The 17,633-nt window shown below is 65.8% G+C and carries 12 protein-coding genes; 9 read left to right on the top strand and 3 right to left on the bottom strand.

The features are described 5' to 3' along the window. Positions 1 to 32 precede the first annotated feature (32 nt). Positions 33 to 881, bottom strand: a complete 849-nt coding sequence (locus LPA35_RS09480) for an IclR family transcriptional regulator (protein ID WP_055400641.1) — start codon at positions 879 to 881, stop codon at positions 33 to 35. 285 nt (positions 882 to 1,166) lie between these two features. Here LPA35_RS09480 and LPA35_RS09475 point away from each other — a divergent pair, with 285 nt between their 5' ends. From LPA35_RS09475 to LPA35_RS09440, 8 genes are all read left to right on the top strand, one after another. Then, positions 1,167 to 2,276 (top strand): ABC transporter ATP-binding protein, encoded by a 1,110-nt coding sequence (locus tag LPA35_RS09475; protein WP_228896687.1) that lies wholly within the window; start codon positions 1,167 to 1,169, stop codon positions 2,274 to 2,276. Further along, positions 2,273 to 3,145 (top strand): ABC transporter permease, encoded by an 873-nt coding sequence (locus LPA35_RS09470; RefSeq protein WP_228896684.1) that lies wholly within the window; start codon positions 2,273 to 2,275, stop codon positions 3,143 to 3,145. Before LPA35_RS09475 ends, LPA35_RS09470 begins: the two co-directional genes overlap by 4 nt. A gap of 4 nt (positions 3,146 to 3,149) precedes the next feature. Then, the gene (locus tag LPA35_RS09465) at positions 3,150 to 3,944 is read left to right on the top strand and encodes an ABC transporter permease (RefSeq protein ID WP_121505723.1); all 795 of its coding nucleotides are present in this window, start codon (positions 3,150 to 3,152) and stop codon (positions 3,942 to 3,944) included. Positions 3,945 to 3,959: 15 nt separating this feature from the next. Then, positions 3,960 to 4,256, top strand: coding sequence for a (2Fe-2S)-binding protein (locus LPA35_RS09460; RefSeq protein WP_228896682.1), 297 nt, complete (start codon positions 3,960 to 3,962; stop codon positions 4,254 to 4,256). Continuing rightward, positions 4,253 to 5,653 carry an NAD(P)/FAD-dependent oxidoreductase gene (locus tag LPA35_RS09455; RefSeq protein WP_228896680.1) on the top strand — a complete coding sequence of 467 codons (1,401 nt, stop codon included), beginning with the start codon at positions 4,253 to 4,255 and terminating at the stop codon, positions 5,651 to 5,653. The genes LPA35_RS09460 and LPA35_RS09455 overlap by 4 nt, the downstream gene beginning before the upstream one ends. After that, positions 5,650 to 6,807, top strand: a complete 1,158-nt coding sequence (locus tag LPA35_RS09450; protein ID WP_121420802.1) for an FAD-binding oxidoreductase — start codon at positions 5,650 to 5,652, stop codon at positions 6,805 to 6,807. Before LPA35_RS09455 ends, LPA35_RS09450 begins: the two co-directional genes overlap by 4 nt. A gap of 50 nt (positions 6,808 to 6,857) precedes the next feature. Then, positions 6,858 to 7,928: an ABC transporter substrate-binding protein gene (locus LPA35_RS09445; protein WP_228896678.1), complete on the top strand. Its 1,071-nt coding sequence runs from the start codon at positions 6,858 to 6,860 to the stop codon at positions 7,926 to 7,928. A gap of 180 nt (positions 7,929 to 8,108) precedes the next feature. Further along, entirely contained in the window at positions 8,109 to 9,161 is a 1,053-nt protein-coding gene (locus tag LPA35_RS09440; protein ID WP_228896676.1) for a c-type cytochrome, read from the top strand. A gap of 443 nt (positions 9,162 to 9,604) precedes the next feature. Here LPA35_RS09440 and LPA35_RS09435 read toward each other — a convergent pair whose 3' ends face one another. Both LPA35_RS09435 and LPA35_RS09430 read right to left on the bottom strand, forming a co-directional pair. Next, on the bottom strand, positions 9,605 to 10,924 hold the full coding sequence (locus LPA35_RS09435) for a tol-pal system YbgF family protein (RefSeq protein ID WP_228896674.1): 1,320 nt from the start codon (positions 10,922 to 10,924) through the stop codon (positions 9,605 to 9,607). Between the two features lie 14 nt (positions 10,925 to 10,938). Next, positions 10,939 to 11,478 (bottom strand): hypothetical protein, encoded by a 540-nt coding sequence (locus tag LPA35_RS09430; protein WP_055400622.1) that lies wholly within the window; start codon positions 11,476 to 11,478, stop codon positions 10,939 to 10,941. Between the two features lie 182 nt (positions 11,479 to 11,660). Between LPA35_RS09430 and LPA35_RS09425 the strand changes: the two genes are divergently transcribed. Beyond that, positions 11,661 to 17,630: an MG2 domain-containing protein gene (locus tag LPA35_RS09425; RefSeq protein WP_228896672.1), complete on the top strand. Its 5,970-nt coding sequence runs from the start codon at positions 11,661 to 11,663 to the stop codon at positions 17,628 to 17,630. The last annotated feature ends 3 nt before the right edge of the window (positions 17,631 to 17,633 follow it).

Below are 17,633 nucleotides of genomic sequence, written 5' to 3'. Positions count from 1 at the left end.
GGGGTGTGGGCCTGCGTGTCGTGTCTAACTCTTCAATCCTGCTCTGCGGGTTGAATGGCGTGGTCGTTGCGCACGCTCGACAGACTTTGCGCGGGCCGCCGCAGGGTGGCATCAAATGGATTGATCTTGGGCCCAATGGCTGCTGCCTCGCGCTTGAGCAACTCCACCACCGTGGGAAGTCGGTCGTCGTTCAGTCGCGCAGAGATGGTGCCCACGCTCAGCGCCGCCACCGCACGGCCCTCACGGTCCAGGATAGGCACAGCCACACCGGCCATGCCTTCGAGCAAGCCGGTATTGCGGCCCGCGTACCCCAGCTGGCGCACCCGCTCGATCTCGGTACGCAGATACACCTCGTCAAACACACCGTACTCGCGCACGCGCGAGAGGTTGAAGCGGATGACCTCTTCGCGCTCGGCCTCGGGCAAGAAGGCCAGGATGGCCAGCGCACCCTGCCCCACGCCCAGGGCCACGCGGCCGCCGATGTCGCCGGTGAAGGAGCGGATGGGGAAGGGTCCCTCGCTGCGGTCCAGGCACACGGCATCGAACCCGCTGCGCACCAAGAGAAAGATGCTGTCGCCCAGGCTGGCGCACAGGCGCAGCAGCGCGGGGCGGCACAGGCTGCGCAGGTCGCCGGGGTTGCCCGCTTTGGCAGCCAGGGCGAAGAAGTCCATGCTCAGTCGGTAGAGCTTGCTGCGCTCGTCCTGCTCGACCATGCCCTCTGCCACCAGCGATTGCAGCAAACGGTGCGTAGTGCCCTGCGTCAGGCCCACAGCACGCGCCAATTGGGTGACTCGCCCGCCCTCGGCCTGCACGGCCGACAGGGCCCGGATGACGGCAAACACCCGGGGTACGCCGCCGGTGGCGGTGGATGCGGCTTCCATACCTCGCTCCTGTGGAATTCGTTGATCAAACTGAAGGCATCATATTTCATTGAACGGAATAAATTCAATAAAAATTCTGTTTAATGGAATACCCGAAGCATTCTGGTTTGTTTATTGCAATAGATTCAATTGAATCGAGCGGCTGTTCCAGCTTTTGTATGGCACTTGCACCACCCCGGTGCACGCACACCGAAGGCCCGCAGCCCATCCCTGCAACTCCACAGCAGGTGGCACGCATGGCCCCCAGGCAAACCGTGCGATGCCACTACCGGAAAGGCTTTCGCCATGTCGTTTCTCAAGCTCACGGATGTGACCAAGTTCTATGGCAGCACCTGCGCGGTGCAGTCCATGAACCTCACGGTGCAAAAGGGTGAATTTGTGTCGCTGCTGGGCCCTTCGGGCTGCGGCAAGACGACCACGCTGCAGATGGTGGCGGGGTTTGAGGCCGTGACCAGCGGGCGCATCGAGCTCGATGGCAAGGACATCACCCACGCCAAGGCCAACACGCGCGGGCTGGGCGTCGTGTTCCAGAGCTATGCGCTGTTCCCGCACATGACGGTGGCGGCCAACGTGAGCTTTGGGCTGGAGATGCGCAAGGTGCCCAAGGCCGAGCGCGCCGAGCGCGTGGCCCAGGCGCTGGCCCTGGTGCACCTGGAAAAGCATGCCACGCGCTACCCGCGCGAGCTGTCCGGCGGCCAGCGCCAGCGGGTGGCGCTGGCCCGTGCGCTGGTGATCGAGCCGCCCGTGCTGCTGCTGGACGAGCCCCTGTCCAACCTCGACGCCAAGCTGCGTGAGGAGATGCAGTTTGAGCTGCGGCAGATTCAGCGCAAGGTGGGCACCACCACCATCATGGTCACGCACGACCAGAGCGAAGCCATGTCCATCAGCGACCGTGTGGTGGTGATGGAAGCCGGCCGCGCCACGCAGATCGACCACCCGCACCGCGTATACGAGCACCCGCGCACGCGCTTCATCTCCACCTTTGTGGGCAAGGCCAACCTGCTGCCCGGTCAGGTAACGCATGCAAGCGGCATGCACACGCAGGTGAAGGTGGGCGCCCTCACGATGGAGGTGGACGGTGCCCGCTACCGCCCCGGCGCCGCCGTGCTGCTGAGCGTGCGGCCTGAAAAAGTGCAACTGGTGCCCGCCGTGCAGGGCCGGATGGATGGTCAGGTGTGCGAGCGGTTCTTCCTGGGCAGCCAGTGGCTGTACCGTGTGGGCACCCCCGTGGGCGACCTGATGGTGCTGGTGCCCAACGACGGCCGCGCTGCGCTGGCCGAGGGCGAGCACACGGGCGTGGACTGGCCCGACCACTGCATGCGCCTGCTGCCCGCCGATGAAACCGCCATGGCCGAGCTGGAGGCCGAAGACACCGCCGCCGAGGTGACGCCATGAGCTTGGCCACCACCTTGCTGCACAAAAAGGCCGCGCCCTGGTGGTTGTCCGGCCCGGCGCTGCTGCTGTTCACGGTGCTGCTGCTGGTGCCGCTGGCACTCACGGCCGTGCTGTCGTTCAACGCGTTCGACCCGGCCACGGGGGTGAAGGCGGGCGAGTTCACGCTGGAGCACTACGCCCATGTGTTCACCGATTCTTACTACCACGCCATCTTCTGGCGCACGTTCTGGATTGCGGGGCTGGTCACGCTGATCTGCGTGCTGATTGGCGCGCCCGAGGCCTACATACTGAGCCGCATGGGCAACCCGTGGCGCTCCATCTTGCTGCTGGTGGTGCTGGCACCGCTGCTGGTATCCGTGGTGGTACGGGCCTTTGGCTGGAGCATGCTGCTGGGGCCTGAGGGGCTGGTGAATGGGTTGTTCGGGCTACTTGGATTCGGCCCCGTGAAGATGCTTTACACCGAGATCGCCGTGGTGATTGCGCTGGTGCATGTGATGCTGCCGTTCATGGTGATCCCGGTGTGGACATCGCTGCAAAAGCTCGACCCGGGTGTGGAGAACGCCGCCCTGTCGCTGCAGGCGACGCCCTTCACCACGCTGCGACGCATTGTCTTGCCGCAGGTGCTGCCAGGCATTTTGTCGGGCAGCCTGATCGTGTTTGGGCTGGCGGCCAGTTCGTTCGCCATCCCCGGCCTGCTGGGCGGGCGGCGCCTGAAGATGGTGGCTACGGTGGTGTACGACGAATACCTGCACGAGCTGAACTGGCCCCTGGGCGCAGCGATTGCGCTGACGCTGCTGGTGGCCAACCTGGTGGTGATGCTGAGCTACAACCGGCTGGTTGAGGGCCGGTACAAGAAAGCGTTGGGCTGAAGTTATGCAGAAGAACGGACCTTTGGCCCTCGCGTTCAACGCGCTGGTCATCACCTTCATGCTCGCCCCGCTGCTGGTGGTGTGCATCGTGGCGTTCACGCCGCACAACACGCTGACGCTGCCCACCACTGAGTTCTCGCTGCGCTGGTTCAAGGCAGTGTTCGCGCATTCGGACTTTGTGCAGTCGTTCTGGAACAGCCTGTGGCTGGCGCTGGCATCGGCCACGCTGGCCACGGTGCTGGCCGTGCCGGCGGGCATTGCCATCACACGCTACGAGTTTGCGGGGCGCGGCTTTCTCAACGGCCTGTTCCTGTCGCCGCTGATCATTCCGCACCTGGTGCTGGGTGTGGCCCTGCTGCGCCTGTTTGCACTGCTGGGGGGCACGGGCAGCTTTGGCTGGCTGGTGTTTGCGCATGCGCTCATCGTTACGCCCTACACGCTGCGGCTGGTGGTGGCCGCACTGGTGGGGTTTGACCGCAGTGCCGAGCATGCCGCGCTGTCGCTGGGTGCCAGCCAGGCCACGGTGTTCACACGCATCACGCTGCCGATGATTTTGCCCGGCGTGACGGGCGGCTGGTTGCTGGCCTTCATCAACAGCTTTGACGAAGTGACGATGTCGATCTTTGTCACCTCGCCCAGCACGGTGACGCTGCCGGTGCGCATGTACATGTACGCCACCGAGTCGATTGACCCGCTGATGGCGGCGGTGTCGGCACTGATGGTGGCCCTGACGGCCTGCGCGATGGTGATTCTCGACCGGGTGTATGGACTCGATCGCGTTCTGGTCGGCCGGAAATAAATGAGCACCGCAACCATGAGTTCCAGCCAACCTCTGCTCCACCGCGTGGCCGAAAAAGACCGCACACCAGTGCCCTTCGTGCTCGATGGCGAACCCGCCGCTGCGCTCGAAGGCGACACGGTGCTGACCGCCATCCTCACCCACCGCGCCCAACTGCGCCGCAACGAGTTCAGCCACGAGCCGCGCGCAGGCTTTTGCCTGATGGGCGCGTGCCAGGACTGCTGGGTGATGACGGCTACCGGCGAACGCCTACGGTCTTGCGCCACCTTCATCCAGGCGGGCATGCAGCTGACTACCGGAGGGGCCGCATGACCGCCCCCACCTTGCAACCCGTGATCGTGGGCGCAGGCCCTGCGGGCATTCGCGCCGCGCAAACCCTGGTGGCGCATGGCGTGCGGCCCGTAGTGATTGACGAGGCCGCGCGTGGCGGCGGGCAGATCTACCGCCGCCCGCCCGCCCACTTTGCCCGCAGCGCGCAGACGCTATACGGCACCGAGGCATCACGCGCCACGGCATTGCACAGCACGCTGGATGGCTTGGCCGCCCACATCGACTACCAACCCAACAGCCTGGTGTGGAACGCCCAGGGTGGCCAGCTCGATGTGCTGCATGGCCCCACACAGACCACGCGCACGGTGCCATACGGCCAGCTTATCGTGGCCAGCGGCGCCACCGACCGCGTGCTGCCCGTGCCGGGCTGGACACTTCCAGGGGTGTACACGCTGGGTGGAGCACAAGTGGCGCTGAAGTTTCAGGGCTGCACCATCGGCCGCAACGTGGTGCTGATGGGCACCGGGCCGCTGCTGTACCTGGTGGCGTACCAATATGCCAAGGCAGGCGCCAAGGCGGGCGTGAAGGTGGCTGCAGTGCTAGACACCGCCCGATTTGCCGACCAGCTGGCCGCCCTGCCCGGCATGCTGACGCAGCCTGCCGTGCTGGCCAAAGGGATGTACTACGTTGGCTGGCTGCGCGCGCATGGCGTAGCGGTGTACACCGGCGTGCGGCCTTTGCGCGTGCAGGGCGAAACACGGGTCAACGCCGTGGTGTGGAGCGACGGGAACGCCGAGCACACCGTGCCCTGCGATGCTGTGGGCTTTGGCTACGCACTGCGGTCCGAAACCCAACTGGCCGACCTGCTGGGCTGCCGCTTTGCCTGGGCCCCCATGCACCGCGCCCACCTGCCTGAGCGCGACACAGCAGGCCGCACCAGCGTGGCCGGTGTGTACCTGGCGGGGGATGGCGCGGGGATCATGGGCGCCGATGCGGCCGAATGGGCGGGCGAGCGCGCAGCGCTGGCGCTGCTGGCTGACCACGGCGTGAAGGTGGACACTGCACGCGCGGCGGAGCTGGAACGCAAGCTCACGGGCTTGATGCCATTCCGCCAAGGGCTGGAGCGCGCCTTACCATTTCCCACTGACTGGGCCGCCCAAGCGCCCGATACGCTGGTGGTGTGCCGCTGCGAGAACATCACGGCCGGCGAGCTGCGCGCCTGTGCCCGCGATGCGGGAGCCGATGAGATGAACCGCCTCAAGGCCCTGACCCGCGTGGGCATGGGCCGCTGCCAAGGCCGCATGTGCGGTGTGGCCGCTGCAGAAATTCTGGCCCACGCCACAGGCAAGCCGATTGACACGGTAGGACGGCTGCGCGGACAGGCGCCGATCAAGCCGATTCCCATCCACCTGCAACCCCAGGCGGAGACCCGCGCATGACCGCCACCCCAACGATCGACACCGACGTTGCCATTGTGGGCGGCGGCATCATGGGCGCATCGACCGCGCTGGCACTGCGCCGCAAAGGCGTGGCCGTGGTGCTGCTGGAACGTGACCTGTGCGGCTCGCGCTCCAGTGGCGTGAACTATGGCGGCGTGCGCCGTCAGGGCCGCCCGGTGAGCCAGCTGCCGCTGGCGCAGCGCGCTCACGAGGTGTGGGCCGACCTGCCCGCGCTGATTGGCACCGATGGCGAATACCAGCGCAGCGGGCACTTCAAGATTGGCCGCAGCGAGGCGGACATGGCTGCACTGGAGGCCTATGCAGCAATGAGCCGCGACTTTGACTTGGGGCTACAGCTCATCTCCGGCACCACACTGCGCGAGCGCTGCCCCTGGCTGGGCGGGCGCGCTGTGGGGGGATCACTCTGCCCGGATGACGGCCAGGCCAACCCGCGCCTGGTGTCGCCCGCGTTTGCACTGGCGGCCAAGCGCGCGGGCGCGCAGATTCTGGAGCGCACTCCAATGACCTCGGTGGAGCACGACGGGCAGCTGTTCACCGTGCGCTCGGGCACCACCGTGGCGGTGCGTGCACCCGTGCTCATCAACTGCGCTGGTGCCTGGGCCGGTGCGCTGGCCGCGCAGTTTGGCGAGGCCGTGCCCATTCACTCCGGCCACCCCGCCATGGCGGTGACCGAGCCCCTGCCCTTCTTCATGCACTGGAGCCTGGGTGTGGAAGGCGGCGGCATCTACTGCCGACAGGTAGCGCGTGGCAACCTCGTGCTGGGCGGCGGCGCAGGTGTGGCGCTGGATGCCGACCGCGCCCGCTCCGAGCGCAGCGCCATCGCTACCTTGGCAGTGCAGGCCGTAGAGCTGTTGCCCGCCCTCAAGAATGCGCATTTCATTCGCACCTGGAGCGGCACCGAAGGCTATCTGCCTGACCGCCAGCCGGTGCTGGGCAAGAGCCACACCACGCCCGGCCTGATCCATGGCTTTGGCTTTGCGGGTGCGGGCTTTCAGATCGGCCCCGGTGTGGGCGAGGTGCTGGCAGAGCTGGCACGCGATGGCCGCAGCACCACGCCGATTGATGCCTTTGCGATTGAGCGATTTCTCCCAACGACGGTGGCTGACGTGGCCAGCACTGCCGCTGCCCACTGACCCCGTTTGCCACCGAAAAAACTCCCCTCCCCACCAGAAAGGAAACCACCATGACCTTCTCCCCCCGCTTTGCCAGCCGCACCCGCCGCGCCCTTGTGACGGCCGCTGCACTGACCGCCGTGGCCGCCACAGGCACCGCCACCGCGCAGACCAAGACGCTGTACATCGGCATGAACGGCGGCACCATGGAGAAGGCGTACACGCAGTACGTGTTCCCGGCGTTTGAAAAGCTGCACGGCGTGAAGGTGGTGGTGGTGCCCGGCACGTCCTCGGACATCCTGGCCAAGGCCCAGGCCAACAAGGACAAGCCGCAGATGCACGTGATGTTTCTGGACGACGGCATCATGGTGCGCGCCATGGGCATGGGCCTGTGCGAAAAGCAAAAACCCAACCAGCATCTGAACGACATCTACCCCGCCGCCCGCTTCAAGGACGACCTGGCCAGCGGAGTCAGCGTGGGCATGACGGGCATCGCCTACAACACCAAGATGTTTGCCGAAAAGGGCTGGGCCGCGCCCACCTCGTGGATGGACTTTGCCGACCCCAAGTACAAGGGCAAGGTGGTGTTCCAGTCCATGCCCTCCTCATCGTTCGGGCTGCACGGCTTCTTGATGTTCAACCGCATCCAGGGCGGCAACGACAAGAACGTGGAGCCGGGTTTCAACAACTGGGCCAAGACGATTGGCCCGAATGTGCTGGAGTACATCCCGAGCTCGGCCAAGATTTCGGAGATGGTGCAAACGGGCGAGGCTGCGATCTTCCCGCTCACGCCCACGGCCGTGGCTGCGCTCAAATCCAAGGGCATTCCGGTGGAATACGCCCAGCCCAAGGAAGGCTCGGTGGTGCTGATGACAGGCCAGTGCGTGATCGCCAAGAACAGCGAGCCCGAGCTGGCGCAAAAACTGGCCGAATTTCTGCTGGGCCCCCTGGCCCAGGCCAATGTGCTGCAGTTTGGCGCGCAGATCCCCACCAACCCCAAGGCCCCGGCCGTGGGTGAAGGCGCCGAGCAGGTGGCCAAGATCAACCAGTGGATGAAAAACGCCGTGACCCTGGACTGGGACAGCGTCAACGCCAACCGCCCAGCCTGGAACACGCGCTGGAACAAGACCATCGAGCGCTGAGCAACGGGGCCGTTGACGCGCGCCGCACCACACCGGCGGCGCGTTTGTGACAAATGTCACCGGCTGCGCCACGCCCTGCGGCAGGAGGGTGTCACAAACCGCTTCTTCGAATCCAGAATCCGGCGCCTGAACACGCTGATTCGTTCAGTTGCCATTCATTCGAAGAAGAGGGATACCACCATGAAACGCTGGATCAAATGGACCGCAGGCGGCGCGCTGCTGCTGGGCGTGGTCGTTGTGGCCACAGCCACCAGCGGCCTGTACCTGGCCGAGCAAAAGCGCAACCGCTACATCGACATCAAGCCGCGCCCCGTGGCCTACACCACCGACGCGCAGACCATTGAGCGCGGGCGGTACCTGTATGCGTCGCGCGGCTGCACCGACTGCCACGGCGCGCAAGGCACGGGCCGCGAGTTTGTGAACGATGGCAAGGGCACGCGCATCGTGGGCCCCAACATCACCCCCGCTGGCGTGGTGGCCCGCTACCAGCCCGAAGACTGGAACAGCGTGATCCGCCACGGCGTCAAGCCCAATGGCCGCCCGCTGCTGGTGATGCCGAGCGAGGACTACAACCGTTTTACCAACGACGACCTGAATGCCCTGGTGTCCTACGTGCGCCAGTTCAAGCCGCAGGAGGGCACGCAGGCCGTGGTGGAACTGCCCCGCCCTGCCTGGGTGCTGTACGGCCTGGGCGCGATCCCCGACGCAGCCGCGCGCATCGACCACCAGCTGGCGCCATCGCGCCCCGTGCCTGCGGGTGTGACGGTGGCCAACGGCCAGTATGTGGCCAACATGTGCATCGGCTGCCACGGCGCAGACCTGTCGGGCGGCAAGATCCCCGGCGCCCCGCCGGACTGGCCCGCCGCTGCCGACATCCGCCCCGGCGCCAACAGCGCCATGGCCCGCTACCCCAATGCCGCCAGCTTTGTGGCGATGCTGCGCACTGGCAAGCGGCCGGATGGCACACCGATCCAGGTGATGCCGTTCGAGTCGCTGGGGCAGTTGAGTGATGTGGATGCGAAGGCGCTGTATCTGTTTTTGACAGCCCCTGGTGCCCTTGCCAAGGCGGGGGGCACCGGGGCGGGCGCGGGCCATGCACCGGCGAGTGGGGAGGTGGGGCTGAACGGTGGAGTTGCGGACGCGCATCTGGTGCGGGTGGAGCAGCCACAGGGGTCGCAGCATCGGCCGTCGAACGTGCCTTCGGTGTCTTCGGGGTTGCGGATGCCGGGGTGATGTTTGGTCTTGGATTTTTTGATGTTTTAGGCCGCTAGCTCTTATTTATCAAGCGCTAGCAGCTACCATTTTTGTAGTGGACGTTGGGGTTTTGCCCCACCCGCTCGGGCCGAACTTGCCGAAGCGTGGGCTGGTTTGCTGGCTTGCTGGTGTGTGAGGCATGCCTGTTCAGAGAAGAGGCCCGGCCGGTTCATGGAACACTCGGCAATCACTATCAATACCATAGCATCTCGCGCTTTATGGATAAACGCCAGGGCGCCAAAACCCCAAAAACCCCTTAAGGATGACCTGCATAACTCCCTGCGGTCTGTGATAGCGCGGTCTCGGGCGGGCCACTGCGTTGCTTTTCTTGCCAATAGCGCGGCTATTGGCTGCCAAAAGACGCCTTGTGCCCCATCCCGATCCGCACTACCACCGCCTCGCGAGGGTTATGCAGGTCATCCTTAACCCCCCGCAGCCCCTTGCGGCACATGGTTGCGCAGCAGCCACCGCGTTTCCCGCGTGGCCTCGGTGTCCGGGTGGCGGGACTCCAGCGTGGCCAGCACGCGCAGGGCCATGTCGGCGCGGTTCATGCCTTGCAGCAGCACGCGGGCCACCAGTTCATAGGCGGCGGGCACGCTGTCGTGGTTTTTGAAGCGGCGGTCAAAGCCCTGCAGCAGGGCCAGCGCGTCTTTGGCGTTGTTGGCATTCCAGGCGGCTTTGGCCAGGTTGAGGGTGGCGTTGGCGTCCTGCAGCGCAAACTGGGCGTCCTTGGCCCGGCAGGTTTGAAAGACCTTGAGCGCTTCGCCGCCCTGGCCCGAGCGCAACAGCAGCGGGATGTAGCGCTGGGCATGGTCCAGCAGGGTGGCGGTTTTGCCTTCGGCCAGCGTCAGCACACGGTGGTAGCGGCGCTGTGCGGGCACTTCGTCGCTGCGGGTGCGCTGGTCTTCGTAGGCGACGCCCAGGGCGCCGACCATGTCGCCCGCGGTGATCAGCGCGGCCACGTGTGCGTCGGTGGCGTCTTGCTCGATCTGGCGGGGGCTGCGGCGGTCAACAGGGGTGCCGTCGTCGTCCAGGCCTGCGCCGGGCAGCAGGTCAATGCCAAAGGCTGCATGGTTCTGGTACATGGCGTAGCCCAGCAGGCTTGCCATGACCCAGCTGAAATAGATCAGCAGCCAGTTGACGATGGGCAGCAGGATCCAGCCCTTGAAGATGGGCACCAGCATGCCCAGTGCGATGAAGGTGCCCTGGCTCAGCAGGAAGAGGAACAGGCACAGCAGCAGGTAGGGCCAGCCAATGGTGCGCACGGCGTTCCAGGCGTTGGCGGGGTTCAGGGTTTCGGTAAAGCTGCAGGTCTGCACCAGCACGATCTGCGTGGCGGGCAGCAGGAAACACATGGCCAGCCAGGCCAGCGTGCCCAGCAGGGGGTTCAGGCGCTGCAGCCAGCCCACGGCCATGGCTTGCACGATCAGGATGGCGAACAGTTTCCAGGGCAGGTTCTTCCAGTCAGGGTCCAGCTCGGAAGGGTAGTCTTCGGCCTTGTAGATGCCGCGTGAGCCCAGGGCCGTGACTTTGAATCCGTAGCGCGATGCGGCCAGCAGGATGCCGATCTCCACGATCAGGATACCCAGGGCGTCGGGCACAAAGAAGATCAGCTTGAACAGCAAGCTGGAGAGCGCCAGCAGCACGCTGTACATCAGCGGCTTGGGCTGCAGCGGAAACGCGAAAAAGGTGTTGATCTGGTGCCAGAACGGACGGGGCGTCTTTGCGGTTTCGCGCTGCATGGGGTGCCCCGGGCTTATTTGGAGAAGAAGTCGGACTGCGACATCCCGCGCCCGCCCGCCATGCGCACCACGGTGCGCTGGTCGGAGCGCAGGAGCTTCATTTGCCCCATTTCGCGCACGAGTTGCTCGTTGAAGGTGGAGCTGAACTGCATGACGGTTTCTCCCATCTTCAGCAGGCTGGTGCCTTTGACCTTGGCGCTTTTGCGGCCCGGTTCGATCTCTATGCTGTCGATGTGGAATTCGAACTCGACCGTCAGGATGCCGCCCATGCGGTCACCGATCTGCTCGAACATCTGCATGCTGGCCTTGAAGGCCTCGCACTGCTGGTCGTGGTTGAGTGTGCTGCGCTGCGTCTGGCCGTTCATCACCGTCTCGTCCTGGATGATGGCCTTGCTGCTGAGCTGTTTGCACATCAGCTCAGCGTCTCGCTTATAGAGGGCGTGCGCGCTCTGGTCGTAGTAGGCGCGCACCATTTTTTCGTCCAATGTGCGCCCGCCGACAAAGTAATACCAGGCGCCCGCGCACAAGGCCGCCAACAAGACGATCTTTTTCATGATTCCCTCTCTCCCGCTTTATTTTGCGGCGCAGTATACCGGTGGGGTTTGTGCGCACTGCCCGCCAGCCTTGGCGCGCGGGGGCTGCGAACGAGTTGTTACCTTCCGTGTCATCGCAGCAGGGGGCGGTCCCCGGCATATCGGCTACCCTCGCGGTCGAGTCGGATAGAGGGATGTCAAAAATGAATGTCTTGCAACGTGCCCTGGTGTTGTTGTCGGGGGCTTTGGTTTCGATGGGCGCACACGCCCTGCAGATCACCAGTTTTTCACCGCAGGGCGAAGTGGCCCGGGTGCGGCAAGTGGTGGCCAAGTTCGATGCGGCGGCCGTCAACTTCGGCGACCCCAAGGCGCCCGCGCCCATCAACCTGAGCTGCAGCGATGCCAGCGCCACCAAGGGCACGGGCCGCTGGACAGGCGAGCGCGAGTGGGTTTTCGACTTTGAAAGTGACCTTCCACCCGGCGTGCGCTGCACCGCAACGGTCAAACCCGGGTTCAAATCGGCCTCTGGCGCTGATCTGACGGGCGCCAAAAGCTATCAGTTCAATAGCGGCGGGCCGTTTGTGCAGACCATCCGCCCCAACCCCTACCAGGCCATCGACGAAGAGCAGTTCTTCGTGCTGCAGCTCAACGGGCCCGCCACCACCGCCAGCGTTCAGGCCAATGTGTGGTGCACGGTGGAAGGCGTGGGCGAGCGCGTGCCGGTGCGGCTGATTGAAGGCGCGCAGCGCGCCGAAATATTGAAGACGCTGGGCCTGGAAAAAAGCGCGGCGAAAGAACCCTTGCAGTACGCGACGCTGGCCTGCAACCGGCGGTTCACCTCGGGCTCGCGCATGCAGATCGTGTTTGGCAAGGGCGTGGTCACGCCCAGCGGCGTGGCCAACACGGTGGAGAAGCGCTTTGACTTCAAGGTGCGCGAGCCGTTTGCGGCCGAGTTCAGCTGCGAGCGCGAGAACGCGCAGGCCGCCTGCCTGCCCATCCGGCCGATGCAGCTGTCCTTCAACGCCCCGGTGCCGCGCAGCCTGGCCACCGCCATTCGCCTCAAGTCCGCCAAGGAAACCCTGAAGCCCCAGACCGATGGCGGCATCGAAGGCCAAAAGGGGGATGCGCTGGTCAACAGCGTGCAGTTTGCGGCGCCCCTGGCTGAAAACACGTCCTTCACACTGGAGTTGCCCAAGGACTTCAAGGACGCCTCGGGCCGCCCGCTGCGCAACGCAGACAACTTCCCGCTCAAGGTGGCCACCGGCGGCATGCCGCCCCTGGCCAAGTTTGCGGCAGCGCCCTTTGGCATCGTCGAGCGTTTTGCCGAAGGCCCGCGCTCTGACAACCCCCCAGCGCTGTTGCCCGTGACACTGCGCAACGTGGAAGCCGCCCTGCGCGTGCAGGGCCTGCAGCCGGGCACCGTGAGCACGCTCAAGCCGCGCACCGACGCCGACATCATTGCGTGGTTCAAGAAGGTGCAGCGCTACGACAGCTATGTGGTGGATCGCAAGCAGGCGCGGCGCGACGTGACCGGACCGCTGCCCAAGGTGCTGGACGAAGACAAGGAGTATGTGCAGTCACGCATGCTTTCGCTGCTGGCGGGCAAGGGTGGCGTGAAGACGCTGGACTTGCCCAAGCCAGCGAGCAACGACCCGCGCCCGTTCGAGGTGGTGGGTATTCCACTGCCACCCGGCTTCCATGTGGTGGAGATCGCCTCGCAAAAGCTCGGCGCTTCGCTGCTGGATGAGCGCCACGGCGACGCCCGCACAATGGTCGTGCGCACCTCGGCCCTGGTGACCAACCTGGGCGTGCATTTCAAGCTCGGCCGCGAAAACGCCATGGCCTGGGTGACCACGCTGGACAAGGGCCAGCCGGTGCAGGGCGCCACGGTGCGTGTGAGCGACTGCAAGGGCAATGAGCTGGCCAACGCACTGACCGATGCCCAGGGCGTGGCCCGCATCGAAGGCCTGTCGTCCGACCCCACCCGCTGCGGCGATGGCGGCGACTACGGCGACGGCGGCAACGCCTACTTCGTGAGCGCGCGCCACAAGGACGAGGGCGGCGTGGAGGACATGGCTTTCACCTGGAGTGACTGGCAGCGCGGCATCGAACCCTGGCGCTTCAACGTGCCCACCAGCAGCGACCCGCGCCCCAGCGAACGCGCCCACACCATTTTTGACCGCACCTTGTTCCGCGCGGGCGAGACCGTGTCGATGAAACACGTGCTGCGCTCGGAAACCCGCCAGGGTTTTGCGCTGCCCAAGGAACGGCCCGAAACCCTGGTCATCACCCATGTGGGCAGTGGCCAGCAGTTCACCCAGCCCGTCGCCTGGCGCGACACGGCCACGGGTGGCATCAGTGCGCTGAATAGCTTCGCCATCCCGCCCGCCGCCAAGCTGGGGGTGTACCAGGTGGAGCTGCGCAAGGATTCCGGTGATGAACGCAGCTTCGGCTCCGGCGAGTTCCGGGTGGAGGAGTTCCGCCTGCCCGTGCTGGAGGGGCGCATCACCCCGGTCGAGAAGAAGGCCCTGGTGCGCGTGCGCTCGGTGCCCACCGATGTGCAGATCAACTACGTGGCGGGCGGCGGGGCCGCCAACCTGCCGGTGCGTGTATCGGCCATGGTGCGCGGCAAGGCGCTGCAGTACAGCGACTACGAGGCCTTCCGCTTCACACCGCCCCGCAAGCGCGAGCAGGAAAGTGCGAACAGCGACGACGAAGAAGCTGCGGCCCGCCAGGATGCGCGCGTGATTGCCGACAAGCTGCCGCTCACGCTGAACAAGGACGGTGCGGGCAAGGTCACCATCGACAACGTGCCCCAGGCCCGCCAACCGCAGGAGTTGCTGCTGGAAGCCACCTACGCCGACCCCAATGGCGAGGTGCAGACCATCCGCAGCACGCAAGCGCTGTGGCCCGCCGGTGTGGTGGCGGGCATCAAGACCGAGGGCTGGGTGTCTGCCCGACAGAAGATCCGCTACCAGGCGCTGGCCTTGCAGCACAACGGCAAACCCGCCGCCGACACCTCGCTGCAGGTGCAGGCCATTGCCCGCATCACCACCAGCACACGCAAGCGCATGGTGGGCGGCTTCTACAGCTACGACAACCAGACCGAAACCAAAGACCTGGGCACGCTGTGCAGCGGCAAGAGCGATGCACGCGGCCTGCTGCTGTGCGAATCCAAGCTCGACGAACCCGGCGAGGTGGAACTGGTGGTGACGGCCACCGACAAGGACGGCAACACCAGCGTGGCCGCATCCTCCGTATGGGTCACGCGCCAGGGCGAGCTGTGGTTTGGCGGTGAAGACCACGACCGCATCGACCTGCTGCCCGAAAAGAAAAGCTACCAGCCCGGCGAGATCGCCAAGTTCCAAGTGCGCATGCCGTTCCGTTTTGCCACGGCCCTGGTGGCCGTGGAGCGCGAAGGCATCATCGACACCCAGGTGGTGCAGCTCAACGGGCAAGACCCAACGGTGAGCCTGAAGGTGCAGCCCGACTGGGGCCCCAATGTGTACGTGAGCGTGCTGGCCCTGCGTGGCCGCCTGCGCGAAGTGCCGTGGTACAGCTTCTTCACCTGGGGCTTCAAGGCGCCGCGTGAGTGGTGGACGTCGTTCTGGTACGAAGGCAAGGAGTACCAGGCGCCCACGGCGCTGGCGGATTTGTCCAAACCCGCGTTCCGTCTGGGCATGGCCGAGATTCGCGTGGGCACAGCGGCCCACCAGATCGACGTGAAGGTGACCACGGACAAGGAAAGCTACGCCGTGCGCGGCAAGGCCCAGGTCACCATCACCGCGACCCTGCCGGGCGGCAAGCCCGCTGCCAATGCAGAGGTGGCTTTGGCCGCTGTGGACCAGGCCCTGCTGGAGCTGATGCCCAACACCAGCTGGAACCTGCTCGAAGCCATGCTGCAGCGGCGCAGCTGGGGCGTGGAGACATCGACCGCGCAGATGGAAATCATCGGCCGCCGCCACTACGGCAAAAAGGCCGTGCCTGCAGGCGGTGGTGGTGGACGGGCGCAGACGCGCGAGCTGCTCGACACCCTGCTGTTGTGGGAGCCCTCCATTCAGCTCGACGCCAACGGCCAGGCCAAGGTGACGGTGCCGCTGAACGACGCACTCACCACCTTCAAGATCGTGGCCGTGGCCGATGCGTCCACCGGCCTCTTCGGCACCGGCAGCACCAGCATCCGCGCCACGCAGGACTTGCAGATCATCAGCGGCCTGCCGCCACTGGTGCGCGAGGACGACCAGTTCCGCGCCCAGATCACGCTGCGCAACACCACCAAGACGGCGATGAAGGTGGAGGTATCGCCGCGCGCCACGCTGCTGGACTTGAAGCCGCAGACCATCGACATCCCGCCCGAAGAAGCGCGTGAAGTCGCCTGGAACGTGACGGCGCCTGCGCAACTGGCGCAGACCCGCGCCGAGTCCATACTGTGGGAGATCGAGGCAAAGGACACGGTGGGCGGCGCGCGCGATGCGCTCAAGGCCCGCCAGCGCATCATCCCGGCTGTGCCACTCACGGTGCAGCAGGCCACGCTGGTGCAGGTGGACGGCAGCTTCAACCTGGACGTGAACCCGCCAGCGGACGCCATCCCCGGCCGGGGCGGCCTCAAGATGTCGCTGCAGCCCAAGCTGGCCGAAGGCCTGCCGGGCGTGCGCGACTGGTGGGCACGCTACCCCTTTGCCTGCCTCGAGCAAAAGACCAGCAAGGCCGTGGGCCTGCGCGACGGCGCGCTGTGGCAGACCGTGGTGGCGCAGCTGCCCACCTACCTCGACAGCGACGGCCTGGCCAACTACTTCCCACCGCGTGATGGGGATGGCAACCGGGGGAGCGACACGCTGACGGCCTACGTGCTGGCCGCCACGCACGAGGCCGCCAGCATCAACCCCGCGTTTGCGTTGCCCGATGCCGCCCGCGCGCCCATGGAGCGTGGCCTGATTGCGTTTGTGGAAGGCCGCATCCAGCGCAGCTTCTGGAGCCCCCGCAAGGACCTGGACATGCGCAAGGTGGCCGCGCTCGAAGCGCTGTCGCGCTACGGCAAGGCCCAGGGCCGCATGGTGAGCAGCATCACCATCGCGCCCAACCAGTGGCCCACGCACACGGTGATCGACTGGGTCAACGTCTTGAAGCGCGTGGCCGATGTGCCCCAGCGCGACCAGCGCCTGGCCGAGGCCATGCAGATCCTGCGCAGCCGACTGTCGTTCCTGGGCACCAAGCTCATCTTCAGCACCGAGCAGGACGACTACTGGTGGTGGCTGATGCAAAACGGCGACGTGAACACCGCGCGCCTGATGCTCGCGGTGATGGACGACCCGGCATGGAAGGACGACATGGGCCGCCTGGCCAATGGCTTCATCAGCCGCCAGCAGGCGGGCGCCTGGCACACCACCACCGCCAATCTGTGGGGCGGGCTGGCGCTGGAGAAATTCAGCGCCAAGTTCGAGGCCGTGCCAGTCTCGGGGACCACCAAAGCCGCGATGTCTGGCAACACCGCCAGCGTGGACTGGAGCAAGGTCGAACGCGTGAAGGCCAGTGACGCCACGGGCGCCGCGCACCAGACGACCTGGTTCGGTGCGCCCGCATCGCCCGGCAACCTCAAGAACAACGACATGTTCCTGGCCTGGGGCAAGGCCGGTGGCAAGGAGAACCTGGCGGTGACCCACCAAGGGCCCGGCAAGCCGTGGCTCACCCTGCAATCCGTCGCCGCCATCCAGCTCAAGGCGCCCTTTGCTGCGGGCTATGCCATCACCAAGACCGTGACACCCGTGGAGCAGGCCAACAAGTCGCTGCCCGCAGGCCAGTACACGCGCGGCGACGTGCTGCGTGTGACGCTGGAGGTGAACGCCAGCGCCGACATGACCTGGGTGGCCATCACCGACCCGATTCCGGGCGGTGCCACCATCCTGGGCAGCGGCCTGGGCCGGGATTCGCAGATCGCCACCCAAGGCGAGAAGCGCAGCGGCGCGGGCTGGCCCGCGTTCGAGGAGCGCAGCTTCGAGGCCTTCCGCAGCTACTACGAGTACCTGCCCAAGGGCACGGTCAAGATGGAATACACCGTGCGCCTGAACAACGCGGGTGACTTTGCCTTGCCGCCCAGCCGGGTGGAAGCCATGTACGCGCCCGAGATGTTTGGCGAAGTGCCCAACGCGCGGGTAAAGGTGGAGGCGGCTCGGTAAACC

Origin of the sequence: Acidovorax sp. Leaf73, from assembly GCF_916855635.1 — a bacterium.
Classification (GTDB): domain Bacteria; phylum Pseudomonadota; class Gammaproteobacteria; order Burkholderiales; family Burkholderiaceae_C; genus Acidovorax; species Acidovorax facilis.
Note: the sequence above shows the minus strand (reverse complement) of the source record. Positions and strands in the feature narration are given on the sequence as shown.

Coding starts and splice junctions, on each gene's coding strand:
- LPA35_RS09480 (WP_055400641.1), bottom strand. CDS start 881: ATGGAAGCCGCATCCACCGCCACCGGCGGCGTACCCCGGGTGTTTGCC.
- LPA35_RS09475 (WP_228896687.1), top strand. CDS start 1,167: ATGTCGTTTCTCAAGCTCACGGATGTGACCAAGTTCTATGGCAGCACC.
- LPA35_RS09470 (WP_228896684.1), top strand. CDS start 2,273: ATGAGCTTGGCCACCACCTTGCTGCACAAAAAGGCCGCGCCCTGGTGG.
- LPA35_RS09465 (WP_121505723.1), top strand. CDS start 3,150: ATGCAGAAGAACGGACCTTTGGCCCTCGCGTTCAACGCGCTGGTCATC.
- LPA35_RS09460 (WP_228896682.1), top strand. CDS start 3,960: ATGAGTTCCAGCCAACCTCTGCTCCACCGCGTGGCCGAAAAAGACCGC.
- LPA35_RS09455 (WP_228896680.1), top strand. CDS start 4,253: ATGACCGCCCCCACCTTGCAACCCGTGATCGTGGGCGCAGGCCCTGCG.
- LPA35_RS09450 (WP_121420802.1), top strand. CDS start 5,650: ATGACCGCCACCCCAACGATCGACACCGACGTTGCCATTGTGGGCGGC.
- LPA35_RS09445 (WP_228896678.1), top strand. CDS start 6,858: ATGACCTTCTCCCCCCGCTTTGCCAGCCGCACCCGCCGCGCCCTTGTG.
- LPA35_RS09440 (WP_228896676.1), top strand. CDS start 8,109: ATGAAACGCTGGATCAAATGGACCGCAGGCGGCGCGCTGCTGCTGGGC.
- LPA35_RS09435 (WP_228896674.1), bottom strand. CDS start 10,924: ATGCAGCGCGAAACCGCAAAGACGCCCCGTCCGTTCTGGCACCAGATC.
- LPA35_RS09430 (WP_055400622.1), bottom strand. CDS start 11,478: ATGAAAAAGATCGTCTTGTTGGCGGCCTTGTGCGCGGGCGCCTGGTAT.
- LPA35_RS09425 (WP_228896672.1), top strand. CDS start 11,661: ATGAATGTCTTGCAACGTGCCCTGGTGTTGTTGTCGGGGGCTTTGGTT.